This is a genomic window from Nocardia acididurans, from assembly GCF_016741815.1.
Taxonomy (GTDB): Bacteria; Actinomycetota; Actinomycetes; order Mycobacteriales; family Mycobacteriaceae; genus Nocardia; species Nocardia acididurans.
Genome location: NZ_JAERRJ010000003.1, coordinates 539,012 through 557,294 on the forward strand (window position 1 = coordinate 539,012; position 18,283 = coordinate 557,294).

An 18,283-nucleotide genomic window follows, 5' to 3' on the forward strand; every position below is an offset into this window, starting at 1 on the left:
CGTGCAATGGCGGCGATTCTCCCGAAGGAAACTTCCGTTCTCGAGCCTCTGGACAAGCAGATCGTGCGCGCGCTACAGCTGGATCCTCGAATCCCCTTCCGCCGGATAGCCGCTGACCTGGGGCTGGCCGAGCAGACCATTGCCCGCCGCTACCGTCGGCTGCGGCGCGCGGGCCTGGTCCGGGTGATCGGCTCCGTGGACGCCCCCGCGCTCGGTGAGAACGATTGGCTGGTGCGAGTCCGCTGCCGCCCCGAAGGCGCCCTCCCGGTGGCCGAAGCGCTGGCCAAACGTGACGACGCCGCATGGGTCAGCATCGCGGCGGGCGGGGCCGAAGTGGCCTTCTCACTGCATCCGCGCACCCAGCAGGACCGCGACGATCTGCTGGTCCAGCGTCTGCAACGCAGTGCGCCCGTACTGGACATCACCCCGGCGCTGATCCTGCACCGATTCGTCGGCCGCCAGGCCGTCGACTGGCGGGGCCGTCAGCGTCTCGAAGGCTCACCCGGCCCCGCGCCACACGAAATCGATTTGGACGGCACCGATTACACCCTCCTGGACCTGCTGGCCCGGGACGGCCGCACCAGCTACGCCGTGCTGGCCCGCGCCACCGGCCTGACACCCGGGCGCGTCATGCGCCGGGTGACCGCACTGCAGGAGGCGGGCATCCTCTACTTCGACCTCGATATCGCGCCCGCCGCGGCAGGCACCGGTCTTTCCGCCTTCATCTGGCTCAAAGTTGCTCCCGCCCATCTGGATTCAGTGGGCAGGGCGCTGGCCGATTTCCCGGTGACCACCTACACCGCCGCGGTCACCGGGCCCTTCAACCTGTTCGCCACCGTCTTCTGCGACAGCACCGACGACCTCTACCGCTTCGTCTCCACGACCCTGTCGCCCCTACCGGGTATCCACGATTTCGAGCTCTCGCCGGTGCTGCGCCGCATGAAACAGGCGGGCACCCGCACCCACGGTGATCTGCTCGCCCCGCCCGCCCCGGTCACGCGCCGCGCCTCCCGCGCGCGGTAGGCGGTCAGTCCTCGCGGCGCACCGGGGTGAGGATCACGACCGGGATCTCCCAGGCCACCGCGTTCTGCATCTCGTTCAGGAACTCCCACTCGCCGATGCGGCTGTCCCACAGCCTTTTCCGTTCGGCGCCCTGCGCCACCGACGCGATCACCGGCCACCGATCGGTGCCGACCTCCACCTCGGCGCGCGGCTCGGCGAGCAGTTCGTGATACCAGTTGGGGCCGTTCTCCCGGCCGTTGTCGGCGGCGAACACGAACAGTCGATCGCCGTCGCGCGCGTACCCGATCGGGACCGTGCGGTGTTCCGCGCCGGTGGTCAGCAGGAGTACATCGAACTGCGCGTAGGGTCCGCTCAGCTTCCCGGCATTGGCGCGGAACTCGGCGATGACCTCGCGGTACACCCGTTGACTCTCCTCATACGACATGCGCCGATGGTAGGCCCGATCAGCGGGAGGGCGGGACCAGGAACGCGGTGAGCAGTGTCGCCCCGAGGTTTTCGGCATTGGCCTCAGGCGTCGACCAGGAGCGGGTGGTCACCGTCATCGCGGTGGCGGCGGGTTTTCCGATGCAGTGCGGGGCGAAGGCGGCGAAGAAGGCGTCGGGGTCGATCAGGGTTTCGGGCGGATGCACGCCCGGACGGCGCATCGAGGGCAGCAGCAGCGTGGCGACGGCCAGGGGGACGCCGGTGTTCTCGGCCATGGACAGGCCGGGGATCTGCGCCAGCGCGGTGGCGGCAGTGGCGGGTTCGCCCGCACGAACACCACTGGCCAGCGCGAACAGCGGTGGCGGTCCCGCCGGTTTGATGATGTCGGCCGGGCTGCCCGGCAGGACGTGTTCGGCGAGGACGGCGAGGCGGGCCGCGCGCTGCTGGGTCAGCAGGCGGCGATCCATGCCGAATCGGAGCGCCGACAGCGCGGCGAAGGTGAGCCGGTCTCCCACAGCGATATTGACGTTCGCCCGCAGCCCGGGAAACGCCCGGTGCAGGGTGACGGCCTCGGGATGCCCGAAACTGCGGCCCCGGATCGGCCCGATTCCGGGATAGTCCAGATCGACCTTCTCCAGCGCGGGCGACTGCACGAAGCCGCCGTCCCGCAGTATCCGGATCGTCCCGCTGATCTGCCGCATCCCGTGCACCACCGCCGCACTCGGCTGCCCGGTGCGCGCCGAATCCGGTTGCGCCGCATCAGCGATATTCCACCCGGTGACCACACTGTCGACCGAATCCAGTTCCCGCCCGGCGAGCACGGCGAGCAGGTTCGCGACGCCCGGACTCGCACCCATACCGACCAGCGCGGTCACCCCGGCGGCCCGGGCGCGTTCATCCAGTTCGAGCATCTCGACCGTCGGCTCCCAGTCGTCACAGATATCGACGTAGTCGCGCCCCGCCGCCACCGCCGCCGTCAGAATCGGCGTCCCGAACCGGAAGAACGGCCCGACCGTGTTCACCACGACATCGCACTCCCCCAGCACGGCAGCCAGCGCCGCCCGGTCGGTCACATCCACCCGCCGCCCGAAGGCCTTGTCCCCCAGGCTCCGAGCCACCGCATCGGCACGCCCGCCATCGAGATCGGCCACGACCACCCGCGTCACCCCGTCTGCGGCAGCCAGCACCCGCGCCGCGACCCGTCCCATCGCGCCCGCCCCGCCCAATACCAGAACTCGCATCGCAGCTCCCCTCCGATATATTTACTAACATGACAGTAAATAAAGTCGGCCGCCCCAGCAAGACCCGGGAACGAACTGTCGAAATCCTGCGAGCCATGGCCGGCGTGGTGGCCCGCGAGGGCCTCGCCAACGCCACCCTCTCCCGCGTGGCCGCCGCCGCGGGCATGCAGCGCACCCTCGTCCTGCACTACTTCGGCTCCCGCGACTCCCTCATGCGCGCCTTCGTCACCGAAGCGGTGGCTGCCTACGGCTCCGCCATGCTCCGCACCACCGCCACCGACCCCGTCGCCGCCCGCATAGACGCCATGTTCGAACCGGGCGCCTACCCCGATCGCGAAGACCTCATCATCTGGACCGAACTGGTAGCCCTGGCCGCCCGCGACCCCCAAGCCCGAAACCAATTGCGCGACCTGTGGACCCACCACTGGCTACCCGAACTGGAACAGCAACTCCACACCGAATACCCCCATGCCACCCCCGACAGCATCGCCACCGCCGCCTACGCCCTCACCTGCCTCTTCGAAGCCCACTGGGCCTTCGACCTCCAAGACGTCACCACCCCCGCCCGCCGCACCCAAGCCAAACGCGCCGCCCACGCCATCCTCACCACCCTGACCGACCACCGATGAATTCGGCGAGCAGACCGGGTCTACACCTACAGCCCTATTTCCGATTTCACCCGGAAGGTCGTCCCCATGAGCACCCAAGCCCTGCCACCCGTAGTCGACACCGAAACCTGGCAACGTGAACTAGACGCCCTGCGCGTCCGCGAGAAGGCCGCCACCCGCGAACTCGACGCCATCGCCGCCCAGCGCCGCCGCCTCCCCATGGTCGAACTCCCCGACTACACCCTGGAGGGCGAGCACGGCCCCATCCGTCTCGCCGAAATCTTCGGCGACAAAACCCAATTGATCGTCTACAACCACATGTGGTTCCCCGGCGAGGAATGGCAGTGCGGCGGCTGCACCGGCTACACCTCCCAATTCACCAGGCTCGCCTTCCTCGGCAACTACGACGCCCGCTTCGTCATAGTCACCCAGGGCCCCATCGACGAAGCCCTCGCCTACAAACGCCGAGTAGGCAACACCATGGACTGGTACTCCACCGCCAACAGCCCCTTCGGCGCCGACGTAGGCGCCCCGCCCAACGCCGGCTTCGCCATGAACGTCCTTCTCCGCCACGGCGATACGGTCTACCGCACCTGGCACACCAACGGCCGAGGCACCGAACAACTCTCCTACACCTTCGGCCTCATAGACCTCCTCCCCTACGGCCGCCAGGAGGTCTGGCAGGACTCCCCCGAAGGCTGGCCCCAATCCCCCACCTACAGCAAGTGGATCGACTCCAAAGAGGTAGCCGCCGCCTACGGCGACCCCGGCTAGCCTTGGGTCAAACGAATGGCCTGGTCCTGCGGGACCGGGCCGTCCTCACGCCGATTCCCAGGCTTGGAATGTCATCCGTCCAGCTCACCAAGCGCCGTTTCCACGGCAATTCGAGTGGTTTTGACGATGCCCTTGGCCATGATCAGGTTGCCACCGGCTCCGATCGCCATCCCGATTCCGAACGGTGCCGCCTTGCCGATCACCAGAATGCCCTGCCTGGTGCCCCATTTGGTGACGAAATTGACTCCGAGAACACGGTTGACGGAGCGGATGGTGGCTTGCGGAACCGAGTTCGTGAGCAGCTTGCCCAAGTGCGCCCCCGTCCGCCCCGCCGCCTTTCCAACAAAGCCCGACCCGCCACCGCCGGCGAGCACGGTCAACACAACGGCCTTCTGGTGCTCGAGATCGGTGAGGTGAATGTCATGCACCCGAAGCACCGACAGCACATGCGCTATCGAAGCCGTGAGAAACCAGGAGGTGTCCGCCCCTACAGTCGCGACAGCAGCGATCGTCCCGACGCCCGGAACCGCTGCAGCTCCGCCAGTCGCGGCCCCCGACGCGGTCACCGAAGACAAGAAAGTGGTCTCCAACCTCTTGACCAGCTGCACGGCGGTGTCCTGAGGGTGACGTTCCCGAAGCCTGTCGACGCGGCTACTGACCAGTTTGTCCGCCGCCACCAACGACTTGTCGAACAATTTCATCCCAGCGCTCTCAGGACCAGCGTGCTTCTCCTCGCCCTCGGTCCCAGAACCGGGTTCCGTAACCACTAGATCCCCCATCTTGTATTCAGTCGACCTCTAGCTCCGAAAGCCCAAGCCTCCCATGGCATAGCGGAACAGGTGAGTGCATCCGGCTCATCGGAAAGCACGGCCGCGGTTACACGCGCGCCGATGCCTCACCGCAACGGCTGACGTTCCCCGGAACGATGCAGGCCCGCTACCCGAGTTGCCGGATAGCGGGCCTGATCACGAGCCTGACCCCGCCGCTACGGCAGCAGGAGCATGCTCAGGAAACTGTTCACTTTGTGGATGACCTCACCGATGAAGTGCGGGATCATGCCGTCCTCCTTCGCGATTGATGAGAGTTGTGCTGATCCGATATTCGGCGCGGCGGCACAAAAGGATGGCCGGTCGGTATGCAATGGCCCGTGCACCCCGCCCGGGATGGCAGGCTGGGACCATGTCCGATGAAAAGGAAGTCCCCGCCGAACAACTCGCGGCCACCGACGAGTCTCCGGAAGAGGCCACCAAGCGGAAGTTCCGCGAAGCCCTCGACAGGAAGAATGACCACGCCACAGCGGGCGGGGCCCACCAGAACGCCGCCAAGGTGCGCGGCACCCACGCCCAGGCCGGCGGCAAGCGCACCTTCCGCCGCAGGGCGGGCGGCTAACAGAGAGACCCGGCTGCGCAGGTTGCTTGCTACGACGAAGGCCCGGTCCACAGTGGACCGGGCCTTCGTGTCCGACGGCCCTGGCAGTGATTCACTTCGACAACAGCATCCCCCGCAGCACCGCCGCCCCGATGGGCAGATCGCCGGTGGCCCGAAAGCCCATGTGTTCGGCAACAGCCACGCTTGCAGGATTGGTAGCCACCGCGAAGACATCGGAATCCGCGGCCGCGATCCGCGCTCTGAGCAGTTCCGACACCAACCGCTTTCCGCGCGCACGCGCCGCGGTGGCAGCGACGGCAACGTACAGGTGCGGCGTCGCTGGACGTAGCTTTTCGATCCGGCCGGACGCGGCCAGGGCGCGTGGTGCGGCCACCCCCAGCGAACGAATCAGACTGAACGGCTTGGCCATCGGCGGAGAAATTCCAGGCTGCTCCCACAGCACGACGGCCGCCAACCCGTCCCCGTCGGAGACGGTGTCAACGATCCCCGCGCGCCGCCTCGCCTCCACCCGTGCATGCCAGAACAACGGCAGAGCCCTGACCCGCCGCGCCGCATCCGGCCAGAAATACGCCATCAGAGGATCATTCACGAACGCCTCGGCCAGCAGCCGAGATTCTGCTGTCATGCGCTCGAGAGTAGAGCGAAACAACCGATGCCGCCGCGCAACCGTACACCAAAAGCTCTAGGGCGCAACGGATTCGATTGTTACGTCGAAATCCAACCCGCGAGTCCCAAGGATCGCGGAAATGAGAAAGGCGGTCCTGCCCGCCTACCAGGTGTAGCAATGGCTACCGGCGAGCCTCCGATCCCACCCCGCGATCATGGGCTTGTTCCTGCCGACACCGACATTCCGTGCCAACTCTGCGCTGCCGGATTGCCAATAGCGCGAGCACCTTTCACGATCATGAAGCGATCACCGCTCACTCTCGAGGGGGTACCTTGTCCGATCCCACACCGCCCGCCGATCCTGCCCAGAAGCGCCGGAAGCTGAATAGCTGGATTTTCGGCGTCGCCGGCGCAATCCTCGCGATCATTGCGTTGATCGTGGTTATCGGCGCGGTCGCCGGTGGAGACAAAGAATCCTCGGCCCCGGCCGCAGCACCGCCCACGACGTCGGCAGGCGCTGCTCCACCGGCTACAACGACCGGGGCCGCACCCGCCGGCATCGGGCAACCATCCGACCCACGGTGTGCTCCTGCGATGCAATCGGTCGTCGACTCGGTTGCGGCCGGGCTGAATCAGGCCGGTTACGAATTGCGGAACGGAACGGTGATCGCAAGCAGTGGGCTCACCTACTTCGGAGCGTCGATGTTCGACAGCACGGGGAAGTTGCGGGAGCGGTCGGACGTGTGGGTGATCAAGGATGGCGTCGTGTACGCCTCGACCGGTGGTGCGCGGAACAACACGACGTTCGCGAAAGCATCTGCGGCACCGCTGAATCTCTCTGCCGGGGACGAGATCGTCCAGGCTCTCGACAACTGCGTCATCAACCTCACCAGGGGCTGATACCCGCGGCCGCAACTGAGGGCGGTCAGCTCATGAGAAAGGCCCTTCACCTGCGTCGCAGGTGAAGGGCCTTTGGTGGAGCTGCCGGGAATTGAACCCGGGTCCTCCGCCGCATTTTCAGGGCTTCTCCGTGTGCAGTTCGCTATGCCTCTGCTTGGATCTCTCGGTCACGCGAACAAGCCGAGATGACGATCCCAGCCGCTGTTTGGTGTCCAGTCCGTCGCCGCGGCCGCGACGGACTGTAGAGCCCACTAGCTGATGCCAGGGACCGGGTCGTGGGCGAACCCGGGCTGACAGACACGCTTCGTTGCTTAGGCAGCGAGAGCGTAGTCGCGCTGATGAGAATCGGCGCTTATAGGGTTACAGCGACGCTTATACGGTGGTCTCCTGCCTGCACCGACACGCTTCCCCTGAATCAACGTACGCAGTCGAAACCGTTCAGCCCCGAGAACTTTCATCGATTCAGATGAATCACCCGGCTTGCACCGGGCACAGTCATAGTAACACCGGTGGAACGTCGGATCATCCCATTAACCGCGCATGCCCTTGATGCGGCGGCCGAGTTCGCGGGTGATCTCGCGTTCGGTGGTGCGGCGGGCCAGGTCCTGACGCTTGTCGTAGTCCTGTTTGCCCTTGGCGAGGGCCAGTTCGACCTTGACCTTGCCGTCGGAGAAGTACATGGACAGCGGGACCAGGGTCAGGCTGGACTCTTTGGTCTTGCCGAGCAGTTTGTCGATCTCGCGACGGTGTAGCAGTAATTTGCGGGTGCGGCGCGGGGCGTGGTTGGTCCAGGTGCCGTGCCCGTACTCGGGAACGTGCAGGCCACGCAGCCACACCTCACCGTCGTCGATGCTGGCGTAGGCGTCGACCAGGGATGCCTTGCCCTCGCGCAGGCTCTTCACCTCGGTGCCGACCAGTGCGATCCCGGCCTCGTAGGTGTCCAGGATCGAGTAGAGGTGCCGCGCCTTGCGGTTCGTGGCGATGACCTTGCGGCCCTTCTCTTTCATAACGTTCAACATTAATGGCCTCCGTCGAGCGAATATTCCGGGAGTCACCGGGCGGGTCGCAACCTCGCGGCGAACGAGGTCGCGACCCGTGTTCAGGAACGCTCGCGCGGGTCGAGGACGACCTGCGTACCCGGCGCGGCGGCGACCTGCAGGGTGCGCAGGCGCAGCAGGACCGGGTTGTCGTCGAGCAGCTTGGCGGTGTTGGCCAGCGAACGCAGGGCCGCGGCCTCGGCGCGGGCGCGCTCGAGCTCGGCGCGGCCGCGCTCACGGGCCAGGACCGTCTCCAGGGCCGCCTTGCGCAGCTCGCCCGGCAGCATCAGATCCTTGGCGCGCATACCGTCGACCCGGATGCCGAGACGCTCGACCAGGGCGGCGACCCGCTCCGCGCCACCGGACAGCAGGGTGCGGTCGGCGATCAGCTCGTCGAGGGTGCTCGCAGCCACCAGATCGCGCGCGACCTCCTGGACCGCGCCGTAGAGAACCGTGTCGGTGTAGACCGCGCCCGTGGTGAAGGCGACCGGATCGATGACCACCCAGTCGACGGCGAAGCTCACGCGCAGCGACAGCCCGTCACGGGTCAGCAGTTCCTGGCCGGACAGCTGCAGCAGGCGCGGTCGCATATCGACGCAGACCAGCGTGCAGCGGTCCTTGTCGTAGCGGTGCCGGCCGGGCTCCAGGACCTCGGTGAGGGTGCCGTCCTTGAACAGCAGCGTGCGCTGCCAGTCCATGACAGTGGTGTAGTCGTATGCGGTGAACATTCCAATCTCCTTTCCCCACACGGAAATCGGCGCGAACGGAAAACACCCTGCCCGATCACGACCGCACGGCGGGGGCCTTCCCCGTCCGGAGACGGAGAGCCCGCAGAGCCGTGTGACCGCAGACGACCGGGCAGGGTGTTCCGGTAGGGAATCGAACCCTGGACGGAGTGACAGTCCGCGCCAACCTGAGTGGATGGAGCGCCGCCCCGATACGGAGAACGCGATCCGGAGATTCCGGCGCGCCCCTGGTGACGACCTCCGAGATCAACGGTAGCCAGCGGAGGCCGGTGCGCGCGAACGAATTTCCGCGCACACCGCAAGCATCATCGAAACCGTTTGTCAGCCAAGGACTTTGAGGCCGACCACACAGGCCACGATGCCGCCGAGGAACAGCAGCTTGAGCGGGCTCACCGCTTCACCGCCGGTCGCCATGGCGTAGGCCACCGTCAGCACCGCGCCGATGCCCACCCACACCGCGTAGGCGGTGCCGACGGGCAGACCGCGCATGGCGTAGGACAGCCCGCCCATGCTGGCGATCAGCGCGATGCCGAAGACGGCGGTGGGAACCAGACGGGTGAAACCCTCGGACTTGTCCAGCGCGGTGGCCCACACGGCTTCCAGCACACCCGAGATCAGCAGAACGATCCAGTACACGACGACCTCCTCCGAGGCCGTCTTGTCGCTCGCCGGGTACGGCTCCCTCGTCCGGTGTTCCGTCGCGGAACTACTTCCACCATCGCAAACGACCCGCTACCCGGGCAAATTACCGGCCGGTGATCTCCGCCTCCAGGTCAGTTCGCGGCATCGAGGCGGGCTGCGACCCAGTCGATGGCCGCGGGCGAACCGGCCGATTCGGCGGTGACGTGCTCGGTGCCCGGGATCTTCACGTAGGTGACGTCCACGCCACGGTTGCGATAGTCGGCGACCAGTGCGTCGGTGCCCGGGGTGTAGGCGATCTCGTCGTAGTCGGCCATGAACAGGTAGAGCGGGGCGTTCGGGGTGCCGTAGGTGCCCGCCTCGAGGGTGTCGAGCACCTCGGTGACGCCGGGCACGCCCAGCGGCCACACGCCGTTGACCGTCTTGGACTGCATGGGCGTGAACGGGTAGCTCGACAGGATCTGGGTCTGGCACATGCCCGAGATCGCGGGCTCCAGGCCCGGATCGGTGAACAGGGCCGGAATGTTGAGCTCGGGGTACGCGCGGGCGAGCCCGTAGGACGCCGAGAAGTTGATGCCGCCGAAGGGCCCGCCGTTCATGATTTCGGCGGACTTGCCCATATCGGTGGGCAGGCCGCCCGCGGCCGAACCCACGATGTTCAGCTCGGGTGCGTAGTCCGCCGCGAGTTCGGCGGCGAACTCGGTGCCGCGCGCACCGCCCGAGTAGCCGAACAGACCGACCGGGGTGTCGGTGCCGCGCAGTCCGGCGGGAGCGAAGTTCAGGGCGGCGCGGATACCGTCGAGGGTGTTGCGGCCCTCGACATAGCCCGCGGCGAACTGGTTCTGCGGGCCGAGGTAGTCCGAGACCACCACGGTGTAGCCGCGATCGAGGAAGGTCGCGAGATTGCCGTTCTCGGCGATCATGCCGGTGCTCAACAGGTAGGGGATGCCCGCGCGCAGCTGGTAGGAGGGGTTGCAGCGGGTATCGAGGGCGTCGATCCACGGCTGGAAGGAGACCAGTTTGGTCGGTGCACCGGCCACGTCCGGCTTGATGACGACGGCCATGGTGGTCCACGGGTTGCCCTTGGTGTCCTGGCTGACGTACTTCACCTGCCAGGCGCGCACCGGATTCTTGGTGGAGACGCCGGTGAGGGTGATCGGACGGCTGTCGACCACCTGCCCCATGGCCGCACCCCGCAGCGAATCAGGCTGCGTGTAGAAGGGGTCTAGCGCAGGCACCGGCGGCACACCCGGATCGGCGTGCCCCGCGGGCATGGAGGTGAACCCGGCCGCGATCGCGAAGGCGGCAACCAGTGAGCGAATCATCCGACGTGACATGAGCCGAGACATTAGAACCGGTCCCGCTGGTTTCACAGTTGAAACACGGACAAACAGTCCATTTGCCTCCGTGTTGCTGCTCATGCCGATACCCCGGCCCGCCGCAGTGTTGCCTACGCGACAGCACTCCCCTTGCACCCCAACACATTCCGCCCGCCCACACGAAAAAGCCCCCAACCGAATCGGTTGGGGGCTTCTCAGTAGTCCCGACGGGATTTGAACCCGCGCTACCGCCTTGAGAGGGCGGCGTCCTAGGCCGCTAGACGACGGGACCAGGTCGCTCGCTGCGATCCGTGGACCGCGGCAGCCCCGAAATACTAACGTGCCAACCGTCCAGCAACCAAATCCGCTGCTGAGAGCACTACCGAGATCAATCCGTGGACCGCGCTCAGGCGTAGTCGGGAGGCAGCTCGTCGAAGTCCGGGGGCGCTTCGTCGGGCCAGGGGATGTCATCGACGGAGGATGCGGAGCCGCCCCGGGCAGGCCGAGCGGCCGCAGCCGTGCGAGGCGGCGGGGCGGAGCGCTGGGTTTGCGTCGTGGCCGGAATGGTTGGCGTTGCCGCGGAAGGAGTTCGGGCCGTACCGCCTGCACCGCCCGGCGCGGCTGCCACGACCTCGAGGACGCCTTCGCCGTATTTGGCGCGCTTGTTCTCGCCGATGCCGGAGATGCTGCCGAGGTCGGACAGGGTTGCGGGTTTGCGGGAGGCGATTTCCCGCAGGGTGGCGTCGTGGAAGATGACGTAGGCGGGGACGCCCTGCTCCTTGGCGGTGGCGGCACGCCAGGCGCGGAGTTTCTCGAAAAGGTCGGAATCGGCCGGGGTGAGGTCGGCGGCGGCGAGGCGGGATGCCTTGGCGGGCTTGGAGGTTCGGGCCGCCTTCGCGCGTTCCGGTTCGCGGCGGAGTTTGACCTGGCGGCCGTCGAAGAGGACCTCGTTGGAGGATTCGGTGAGGGTCAGGACGCCGTAGTCGCCGTGGACGGCGAGCAGACCCTGGGCCAGCAGCTGACGGACCACACCGCGCCATTCGACATCGCGGATGTCGGAGCCCACGCCGAAGGTTGTGAGTTCGTGGTGGGAGTGCTGCTCCACCTTGGGGTTTCGCTTGCCGACGAGGATGTCGACGATATGGCCGGCGCCGAAACTCTGATTGCGTTCGCGCTTGAGGCGCAGGACGGTGGAGAGGAGTTTCTGCGCGGGGACCGTGCCGTCCCAGGATTCGGGGGCGTTGAGGCAGGTGTCGCAGTTGCCGCAGGCTTTGCCGGCTTCACCGAAGTAGGCGAGCAGCTGGGTGCGGCGGCACTGGACGGTTTCGCAGAGGGCGAGCATGGCGTCGAGGTGCAGTTGCAGCTGGCGGCGATGCATGGCGTCGCCGTCGGAGTTGTCGATCATTTTGCGTTGCTGCACAACGTCACTGAGGCCGTAGACCATCCAGGCCGTGGAGGTTTGGCCGTCGCGGCCGGCACGGCCGGTTTCCTGGTAGTAGCCCTCCACCGACTTGGGCAGATCCAGATGCGCGACGAAGCGGACGTCAGGTTTGTCGATGCCCATGCCGAAGGCGATGGTGGCCACCACGACCAGGCCGTCCTCCCGCAGGAAGCGTGCCTGGTTGGTCGCGCGCGTGCGGTTGTCCAGGCCCGCGTGGTACGGCACCGCGGGAACCCCGTTGGCGCTCAGGAACGCGGCGGTCTTCTCCACCGAATTGCGGGACAGGCAGTAGACGATGCCCGCCTCCCCCGCGTGCTCGTTCTGGATGAAGGCCAGCAGCTGGTGTTCGGGCCGGTTCTTGGCCTCGATGCGGTACTGGATATTGGGCCGGTCGAAGCTGGCGACGAAATGCTTGGCCTTGGTGAGATCCAGGCGCTCGGCGATCTCCTTGCGGGTGGCCGCGGTGGCCGTGGCCGTCAGCGCGATGCGCGGCACCTCCGGCCAGCGCTCGTGCAGCATGGACAGCCCGAGGTAGTCGGGCCGGAAGTCGTGACCCCACTGCGAGACACAGTGCGCCTCGTCGATGGCGAACAGCGCGATCTTGCCGCGATCGAGCAGTTGCGCGGTGGACTCCAGCCGCAGGCGTTCGGGTGCGAGGTAGAGCAGATCCAGTTCGCCGGCCACGAATTGCGCCTCGACAGTGCGGCGTTCGTCGGGGAACTGGGTGGAGTTGAGGAACCCGGCCCGCACGCCGAGGGCGTTGAGCGCGTCCACCTGATCCTGCATGAGCGCGATCAGCGGCGAGACCACAATGCCCACACCGGGCCTGACCAGCGAGGGAATCTGATAGCACAGCGATTTGCCGCCGCCGGTGGGCATGAGTACGAGCGCGTCCCCGCCGGTGATGACCTGCTCGACGATATCGCGCTGCGGCCCGCGGAAACTGTCGTAGCCGAAGACGCGGCGCAGAACCGCGTGCGCCGCATCGATTCCGGCCCCCGCGGACCCGTTGCCGACAGCTGTCTGGACCTCCGGTGCACTCACGGCCGCTATCCTACGGACCCGCGCCGACACCGTCCGCGCGTCGCGCGTCCTCGCACCCCCACTCACCTCCGGCGTGTCGTGGAAACACCAGAGGTGAACAGCGGCAAGACATTTCACTCACGCACATAGAACCGCAGCGCCACATACGCGGCCAATGCGGCGAATCCGACACCTACCGGCGTGATGACGAGCGCCACACTCGCGATGTCGTCGGTGGTTATCTTCGGCAGCACCTGATCATTTGCCAGACTACCCAGCGCCTTGTTGATCACCAGCGGCCGGGCCACGAACAACCCCACCACCGCGAGCACCGAACCGACCAGCGCGGCCAGCACCGCCTCCAGCAGGAACGGCAGCTGCGTGTACCAGCGGGACGCGCCGACCAGTCGCATGATGCCGACCTCGGTCTTCCGCGCCAGCGCCGCGACCTGAACCATATTGGTGATCAGCAGCAGCGCCGCGAGCCCCTGCAGGATCGCCAGCCCGAAGGCCGCGTTCCGCACACCCACGAAGAATCCGACCAGCCTGTCCACGATGTCCACATCATTGAGCACCGTCTCCACGCCCGGCTCCTTGGAGAAGTCGTCGTAGATGGCCCGGTACTTGGTGACATCGTTGAGTTTCACCATCAGCGCCGACGGCAGCCCGTCCTTGCTGATCTCGTCGGCCAGCGCGGGCTCGTCCTTGAACGTGGTCTCGCGCAACTCCTTCAAGGCGTCCGCGCTGTTGACGAACTGCACGCTCACCACATGCGGATTGGCCTTCAGCTTCGCCATGATCGTCTTGCACGGTTCGGCCGTGCAGTCCGGATCCGACTGCGAGACCTCCGGATCCAGGTAGAGCCGGATCGCCACCCGCTCGACGTAGTAGTCCTGGATCTTGTCCGCGAGCCGCACCATGAGCAGCCCGCCGCCCAGCATGGTCAGCGACACCACGGTGGTGACGATCAGGGCCACGGTCATGGTGATATTGCGGCGCAGACCGGTGATGATCTCGCCGAAGAGGAATCCCGCGCGCATTACCGGCCCACCCCGTAGACGCCCATCTCCTCGTCGCGCACCACGCGGCCGCGATCGAGTTCGATGACCCGGCGGCGCATGGCGTCCACGATCACGTTGTCGTGGGTGGCCATGACCACCGTGGTTCCGGTGCGGTTCACGCGTTCCAGCAGCGTCATGATGTCCTGACTGGTCTCCGGGTCGAGGTTGCCCGTGGGTTCGTCGGCGAGCAGCACCAGCGGCCGGTTCACGAAGGCGCGGGCCAGGGCCACGCGCTGCTGTTCACCGCCGGAGAGTTCGCCGGGCAGCCGGTCGGCCTTGCCGGCGAGGCCGACCATGTCGAGCGCCTCGGGAACCGCGCGGTCGATGAATGCCCGGGATTTGCCGATCACCTCCAGCGCGAAGGCCACGTTCTGTTCGACGGTCTTCTGCTGTAGCAGCCGGAAGTCCTGGAACACGCAGCCGATGCGCTGGCGCAGTTTGGGCACATTGCGCCCGGCCAGCTTGTCGACCCGGAAATCGGCGACCCAGACCTCGCCCGCGCTCGGCCGTTCCTCCTTGAGCAGCAGCCGCATGAAGGTCGACTTCCCGGACCCGGACGGTCCGATGACGAAGACGAATTCGCCCTTGCCGATATCGACGGAGACGTTGTCCAAGGCGGGTCTCGTCGAGGTCTTGTAGGACTTGGTGACGCTCCGCAGACTGATCACGAGTTGCCAGTGTAACGGTTTGGTCTCGCTACCAGGCTGCGCCGCGCAGGGGACTTGTCAACGTTGCTGGGTGTTCTCCCCATCCGGTAGCACGCTGCTGAGCATGGTGTTCATGATGGCCGGATAGCCCTTCGCATCGGGGGTTTCCGGTTTGACGAACAGGTACAGCACGAATGTGGCGACCCATACCGTGAGCAGGACCGCCGTGGACTTACGCGTTGTTTTCACTCAAACCCTCCCGGCGTAGCGCAGCGGCGACTCGCACGCGCAGCTCACGACCGACTTCGAACTGTTTGCCCGGCAGTGTCCGGGCCACCATCTTGATATTCATCTGGTCGACGGTGAGATCTTCGACACCCATCACGGTGGGCTCATCCAGGAGCAGCGATTTCAGCTTGCGATCGGCGAACGCCTTGGCGCCCACGTCGTGCAGGATCTCGTTGACCTTGTTGATATCCGCGGTGGCGGGCACGGGGACATCGATGGCCGCGCGCGCCCAATCCTTCGACAGGTTGATCACTTTCACGATCTGACCGTTCGGTACCGTGATGACTTCTCCATCGGCGCTACGCAGAGTCGTGATGCGCAACGTGACGTCCTCGACCGTACCTTCGGCATCGTTCGCCGATCCAGTGACGGCGATCCGGACGACATCGCCGTAGCCGTACTGCCTTTCGGTGATCAGGAAGAATCCGGCGAGAAGGTCCTGCACAATGCGCTGCGCGCCGAAACCGAGCGCCGCGCCCAGAACCGCCGCTGGCGCAACCAGGCCACCGAGCTGGAATCCCAAGCGCTGCAACACTTCCAGACCGACCAGGAAGTACACGATGGACAGCACGACCCAGGTGACCACCTGCGCCAGCGCGTGCCGGTGCTTGGCCGCCTCGGTGCGCACCAGGGAGTCACTGCTGCGGAAACCGGCGTCGATCTTGCGCGTAATCCGGTCTCGCACAAAGGTTGCGGCGCGACTGAACAGCATCGCGCCAGTGATGAGCAGGACGATCTCGAGGCCGCTCGACCGAGCCCAGTTGGCGAAATCGGCTCCGGTCGACGCGGCGAGATACGAATTCATCCTGGTTTACCCCTGGGTTGTCTGCTGCTCCCGCATACGCCAGCGGATGCCGGATTCGATGAAACCATCTATGTCGCCGTCGAGTACAGCCGACGGGTTGTTCACTTCGTAGGTCGTGCGCAGGTCCTTGACCATCTGGTACGGGTGCAGGACGTAGGAGCGCATCTGGTTGCCCCAGGACGCGCCCTCGGTGGTCTTGAGGGCGTCCATCTGGGCGCGTTCTTCCTGCCGTTTGCGCTCCAGCAGCTTCGCCTGGAGCACGCGCATGGCCGAAATCTTGTTCTGGAGTTGGGATTTCTCGTTCTGGCAGGTGACGACGATGCCGGTCGGGATGTGCGTGAGACGCACGGCGGAGTCGGTGGTGTTGACCGACTGGCCGCCCGGACCCGAGGAGCGGTACACGTCGACGCGCACCTCGTTCTCGTTGATGTCGATGTGGTCGGTGGTCTCGACCACGGGCAGCACCTCGACCTCGGCGAAGGAGGTCTGGCGGCGGCCCTGGTTGTCGAACGGGCTGATGCGCACCAGGCGGTGCGTGCCCATCTCCACCGACAGGGTGCCGTAGGCGTACGGCGACTTCACCGCGAAGGTTGCCGACTTGATGCCGGCCTCTTCCGCATAGGAGGTGTCGTAGATCTCGACCGGGTACTTGTGGCGCTCGGCCCAGCGCACGTACATGCGCATGAGCATCTGCGCCCAGTCGGCCGCGTCCACGCCGCCCGCGCCGGAGCGAATGTTGACCAGCGCTTCACGCTTGTCGTATTCGCCGGACAGCAGGGTGCGGACCTCCATGGCCTCCACATCACTGTGCAGGCCCGCGCGCTCGGCGTCGGCGTCGGCGAGCGCGGCCGTGCGGTCCTCGCCCTCCTCGGCTTCGGCGAGCTCGTAGAGCACAGGCAGGTCTTCGAGCCGCTGGCGCAGGTCGCGGACCCGGCGCAGTTCGGACTGCGCATGCGACAGTTCGCTGGTCACGGCCTGTGCGTGTTCTTGGTTGTTCCAGAGTTCCGGATCAGCCGCCTGCTGCTCGAGCTCGTCGATACGACGGGCGAGCTCCTCGATGTCGAGCACCGACTCGATGGTCTTCAGAGTGGTGTCGAGTTCGGCAAGATCAGCTGATACGTCAGGATGCACGATGGTCAAGATTACAGCCCCGCCTCTCCGAAACTTAAGCGCCCAGCCGGGTGCCGTGGACTGTTCGGGCACGCGTGCCGGCGGTTGGGAGCCGACCCGATTCCGGACGTACCCGACGAGTTACCCGGCCCTCGCGAAATCAGTTGTCGCGATCGCAATCGGGCGGAAAGAACAGGGGCAAGCGCTCTTCAGGCGTGCTCGCGGGCGTCGATATCACTGTTCATGATCGCGAGGGTACGCCTCCAAACGGCTTCCACGCCAACGAGATCAGCGTCACCCGATGGCGCGCAGGCCACCCGGGCGGCGGCCGAGCAGACCGTCCAGCGCGGTCGCCGTGGCCTCATCCGCCGGAAGGTAGACCATGATGTGCTGGTCGTCGTCCGCCGACAGATCCAGCCGCTCGTACCCGAGCCGCAACTCCCCCGCCTCCGGATGCGTGAGCCGGTCGACACCGGTCGATCCGATGAATCCCGGGATCTTCAGTACGCGATCGGTGAACGGGAGCCCGACGGTGACCGCCAGCTCGTCGGCCAGCGCCGCCACCGCCGCATCCGTCCGGAACGGCCCGGACTTCAACGCCGCCACCACCTGATCGGCCATATGCTCCCAGTCCGCGAAGACGTTCCGCGCCCGCTCATCGGTGAAGACGAACCGCGCGAAATTGGCGGGCAGCCCCGCATCGAGCAGACCCACGGATCCCATCACCCGCTCATATCCCTCGGTGCACGCCAGGACCTCATGCAACCGGTTGAACACCGCGGCGGGCGCGGGCCCGAGCCGATCCAGCACCGCCCGCACGGCGGGCCGCACCTCCCGATTGGGCATCGCCCCGCCCATGCAGTGGAACCCGGTACCGGTCTTCTGCAATTGATAGAGGTGAATGCGCTCACTGGACGTCAGCCGCAGAGCATCCCCGAGCGAGGACAACACCTCCGGCGAGGGATGCCGATCCCGCCCCTGCTCGAGCCGGGTCAGATATTCGACGCTCACGCCGGCGAGCATGGCCAGTTCGGACCGTCGCAATCCGGGCGTACGCCGCCGAGGTCCGGTGGGCAGGCCCACCGCCGCGGGAGTCACGGCTTCGCGCCGGGTGCGCAGGAACAGTCCCAACTCGTTGTCGCTCACCATTCGAACGTAACAGCGGTGGGCCACCCGAGAGTGGCCCTGTCACTACCACTCTCA

Annotated in this window: 20 protein-coding genes, 1 tRNA gene, 1 other RNA gene and 1 riboswitch; of the genes, 5 read left to right on the forward strand and 17 right to left on the reverse strand. The window is 66.4% G+C overall.

The features are described 5' to 3' along the window. Window positions 1-6: 6 nt before the first annotated feature. The gene (locus JK358_RS10450) at window positions 7-1,023 is read left to right on the forward strand and encodes an Lrp/AsnC family transcriptional regulator (RefSeq protein ID WP_201946065.1); all 1,017 of its coding nucleotides are present in this window, start codon (window positions 7-9) and stop codon (window positions 1,021-1,023) included. Window positions 1,024-1,027: 4 nt separating this feature from the next. On the opposite strand, the gene JK358_RS10455 is transcribed toward JK358_RS10450, so the two are convergent. Further along, window positions 1,028-1,447: a nitroreductase/quinone reductase family protein gene (locus tag JK358_RS10455; protein ID WP_201946067.1), complete on the reverse strand. Its 420-nt coding sequence runs from the start codon at window positions 1,445-1,447 to the stop codon at window positions 1,028-1,030. Between the two features lie 19 nt (window positions 1,448-1,466). Continuing rightward, window positions 1,467-2,687, reverse strand: coding sequence for a saccharopine dehydrogenase family protein (locus tag JK358_RS10460; protein ID WP_201946070.1), 1,221 nt, complete (start codon window positions 2,685-2,687; stop codon window positions 1,467-1,469). Between the two features lie 29 nt (window positions 2,688-2,716). Here JK358_RS10460 and JK358_RS10465 point away from each other — a divergent pair, with 29 nt between their 5' ends. Together JK358_RS10465 and JK358_RS10470 are read left to right on the forward strand one after the other, a co-directional pair. Further along, window positions 2,717-3,316, forward strand: a complete 600-nt coding sequence (locus tag JK358_RS10465; protein WP_201946072.1) for a TetR/AcrR family transcriptional regulator — start codon at window positions 2,717-2,719, stop codon at window positions 3,314-3,316. A 66-nt stretch (window positions 3,317-3,382) separates the two neighbouring features. Next, window positions 3,383-4,069 (forward strand): DUF899 domain-containing protein, encoded by a 687-nt coding sequence (locus JK358_RS10470; RefSeq protein ID WP_201946075.1) that lies wholly within the window; start codon window positions 3,383-3,385, stop codon window positions 4,067-4,069. A gap of 71 nt (window positions 4,070-4,140) precedes the next feature. Here JK358_RS10470 and JK358_RS10475 read toward each other — a convergent pair whose 3' ends face one another. Next, window positions 4,141-4,770, reverse strand: a complete 630-nt coding sequence (locus tag JK358_RS10475; protein WP_201946077.1) for a hypothetical protein — start codon at window positions 4,768-4,770, stop codon at window positions 4,141-4,143. A gap of 478 nt (window positions 4,771-5,248) precedes the next feature. Between JK358_RS10475 and JK358_RS10480 the strand changes: the two genes are divergently transcribed. Further along, window positions 5,249-5,458: a DUF5302 domain-containing protein gene (locus JK358_RS10480; protein ID WP_201946079.1), complete on the forward strand. Its 210-nt coding sequence runs from the start codon at window positions 5,249-5,251 to the stop codon at window positions 5,456-5,458. Window positions 5,459-5,549: 91 nt separating this feature from the next. On the opposite strand, the gene JK358_RS10485 is transcribed toward JK358_RS10480, so the two are convergent. Next, window positions 5,550-6,083: a hypothetical protein gene (locus JK358_RS10485; protein ID WP_201946082.1), complete on the reverse strand. Its 534-nt coding sequence runs from the start codon at window positions 6,081-6,083 to the stop codon at window positions 5,550-5,552. Window positions 6,084-6,397: 314 nt separating this feature from the next. Here JK358_RS10485 and JK358_RS39125 point away from each other — a divergent pair, with 314 nt between their 5' ends. Beyond that, window positions 6,398-6,964 (forward strand): DUF2510 domain-containing protein, encoded by a 567-nt coding sequence (locus tag JK358_RS39125; protein ID WP_232851039.1) that lies wholly within the window; start codon window positions 6,398-6,400, stop codon window positions 6,962-6,964. 73 nt (window positions 6,965-7,037) lie between these two features. On the opposite strand, the gene ssrA is transcribed toward JK358_RS39125, so the two are convergent. The 13 genes from ssrA to JK358_RS10555 all read right to left on the reverse strand — a co-directional run bounded on the left by ssrA (window position 7,038) and on the right by JK358_RS10555 (window position 18,226). Then, window positions 7,038-7,410: a transfer-messenger RNA gene (gene ssrA / locus JK358_RS10495) on the reverse strand. A gap of 84 nt (window positions 7,411-7,494) precedes the next feature. Continuing rightward, the gene (gene smpB / locus JK358_RS10500; protein ID WP_201946090.1) at window positions 7,495-7,971 is read right to left on the reverse strand and encodes an SsrA-binding protein SmpB; all 477 of its coding nucleotides are present in this window, start codon (window positions 7,969-7,971) and stop codon (window positions 7,495-7,497) included. A gap of 92 nt (window positions 7,972-8,063) precedes the next feature. Continuing rightward, the gene (locus JK358_RS10505; protein WP_201946093.1) at window positions 8,064-8,729 is read right to left on the reverse strand and encodes a slipin family protein; all 666 of its coding nucleotides are present in this window, start codon (window positions 8,727-8,729) and stop codon (window positions 8,064-8,066) included. A 339-nt stretch (window positions 8,730-9,068) separates the two neighbouring features. Beyond that, window positions 9,069-9,383, reverse strand: coding sequence for a DMT family transporter (locus JK358_RS10510; protein WP_201946096.1), 315 nt, complete (start codon window positions 9,381-9,383; stop codon window positions 9,069-9,071). 10 nt (window positions 9,384-9,393) lie between these two features. Beyond that, a riboswitch (guanidine-III (ykkC-III) riboswitch) is annotated at window positions 9,394-9,459 on the reverse strand. 61 nt (window positions 9,460-9,520) lie between these two features. Further along, window positions 9,521-10,723 carry a lipase family protein gene (locus JK358_RS10515; protein WP_201946099.1) on the reverse strand — a complete coding sequence of 401 codons (1,203 nt, stop codon included), beginning with the start codon at window positions 10,721-10,723 and terminating at the stop codon, window positions 9,521-9,523. Between the two features lie 201 nt (window positions 10,724-10,924). Further along, window positions 10,925-10,997, reverse strand: a tRNA-Glu gene (locus tag JK358_RS10520). Window positions 10,998-11,111: 114 nt separating this feature from the next. After that, window positions 11,112-13,190 (reverse strand): DNA helicase RecQ, encoded by a 2,079-nt coding sequence (gene recQ, locus JK358_RS10525; protein ID WP_372440652.1) that lies wholly within the window; start codon window positions 13,188-13,190, stop codon window positions 11,112-11,114. A gap of 113 nt (window positions 13,191-13,303) precedes the next feature. Beyond that, the gene (gene ftsX / locus JK358_RS10530) at window positions 13,304-14,209 is read right to left on the reverse strand and encodes a permease-like cell division protein FtsX (protein ID WP_201946102.1); all 906 of its coding nucleotides are present in this window, start codon (window positions 14,207-14,209) and stop codon (window positions 13,304-13,306) included. Next, a complete protein-coding gene (gene ftsE, locus JK358_RS10535) occupies window positions 14,209-14,898 on the reverse strand; it encodes a cell division ATP-binding protein FtsE (protein WP_201946104.1) in 690 nt (229 codons plus the stop codon). Before ftsE ends, ftsX begins: the two co-directional genes overlap by 1 nt. 57 nt (window positions 14,899-14,955) lie before the next feature. Beyond that, window positions 14,956-15,126, reverse strand: a complete 171-nt coding sequence (locus tag JK358_RS10540) for an Rv3103c transmembrane domain-containing protein (protein WP_201946106.1) — start codon at window positions 15,124-15,126, stop codon at window positions 14,956-14,958. Next, window positions 15,110-15,970 carry a mechanosensitive ion channel family protein gene (locus JK358_RS10545; RefSeq protein WP_201946107.1) on the reverse strand — a complete coding sequence of 287 codons (861 nt, stop codon included), beginning with the start codon at window positions 15,968-15,970 and terminating at the stop codon, window positions 15,110-15,112. The genes JK358_RS10540 and JK358_RS10545 overlap by 17 nt, the downstream gene beginning before the upstream one ends. 6 nt (window positions 15,971-15,976) lie before the next feature. Beyond that, window positions 15,977-17,101 carry a peptide chain release factor 2 gene (prfB, locus tag JK358_RS10550; RefSeq protein ID WP_201946110.1) on the reverse strand — a complete coding sequence of 375 codons (1,125 nt, stop codon included), beginning with the start codon at window positions 17,099-17,101 and terminating at the stop codon, window positions 15,977-15,979. Between the two features lie 273 nt (window positions 17,102-17,374). After that, a complete protein-coding gene (locus tag JK358_RS10555; protein WP_201946112.1) occupies window positions 17,375-18,226 on the reverse strand; it encodes a helix-turn-helix domain-containing protein in 852 nt (283 codons plus the stop codon). Between the last annotated feature and the right edge of the window lie 57 nt (window positions 18,227-18,283).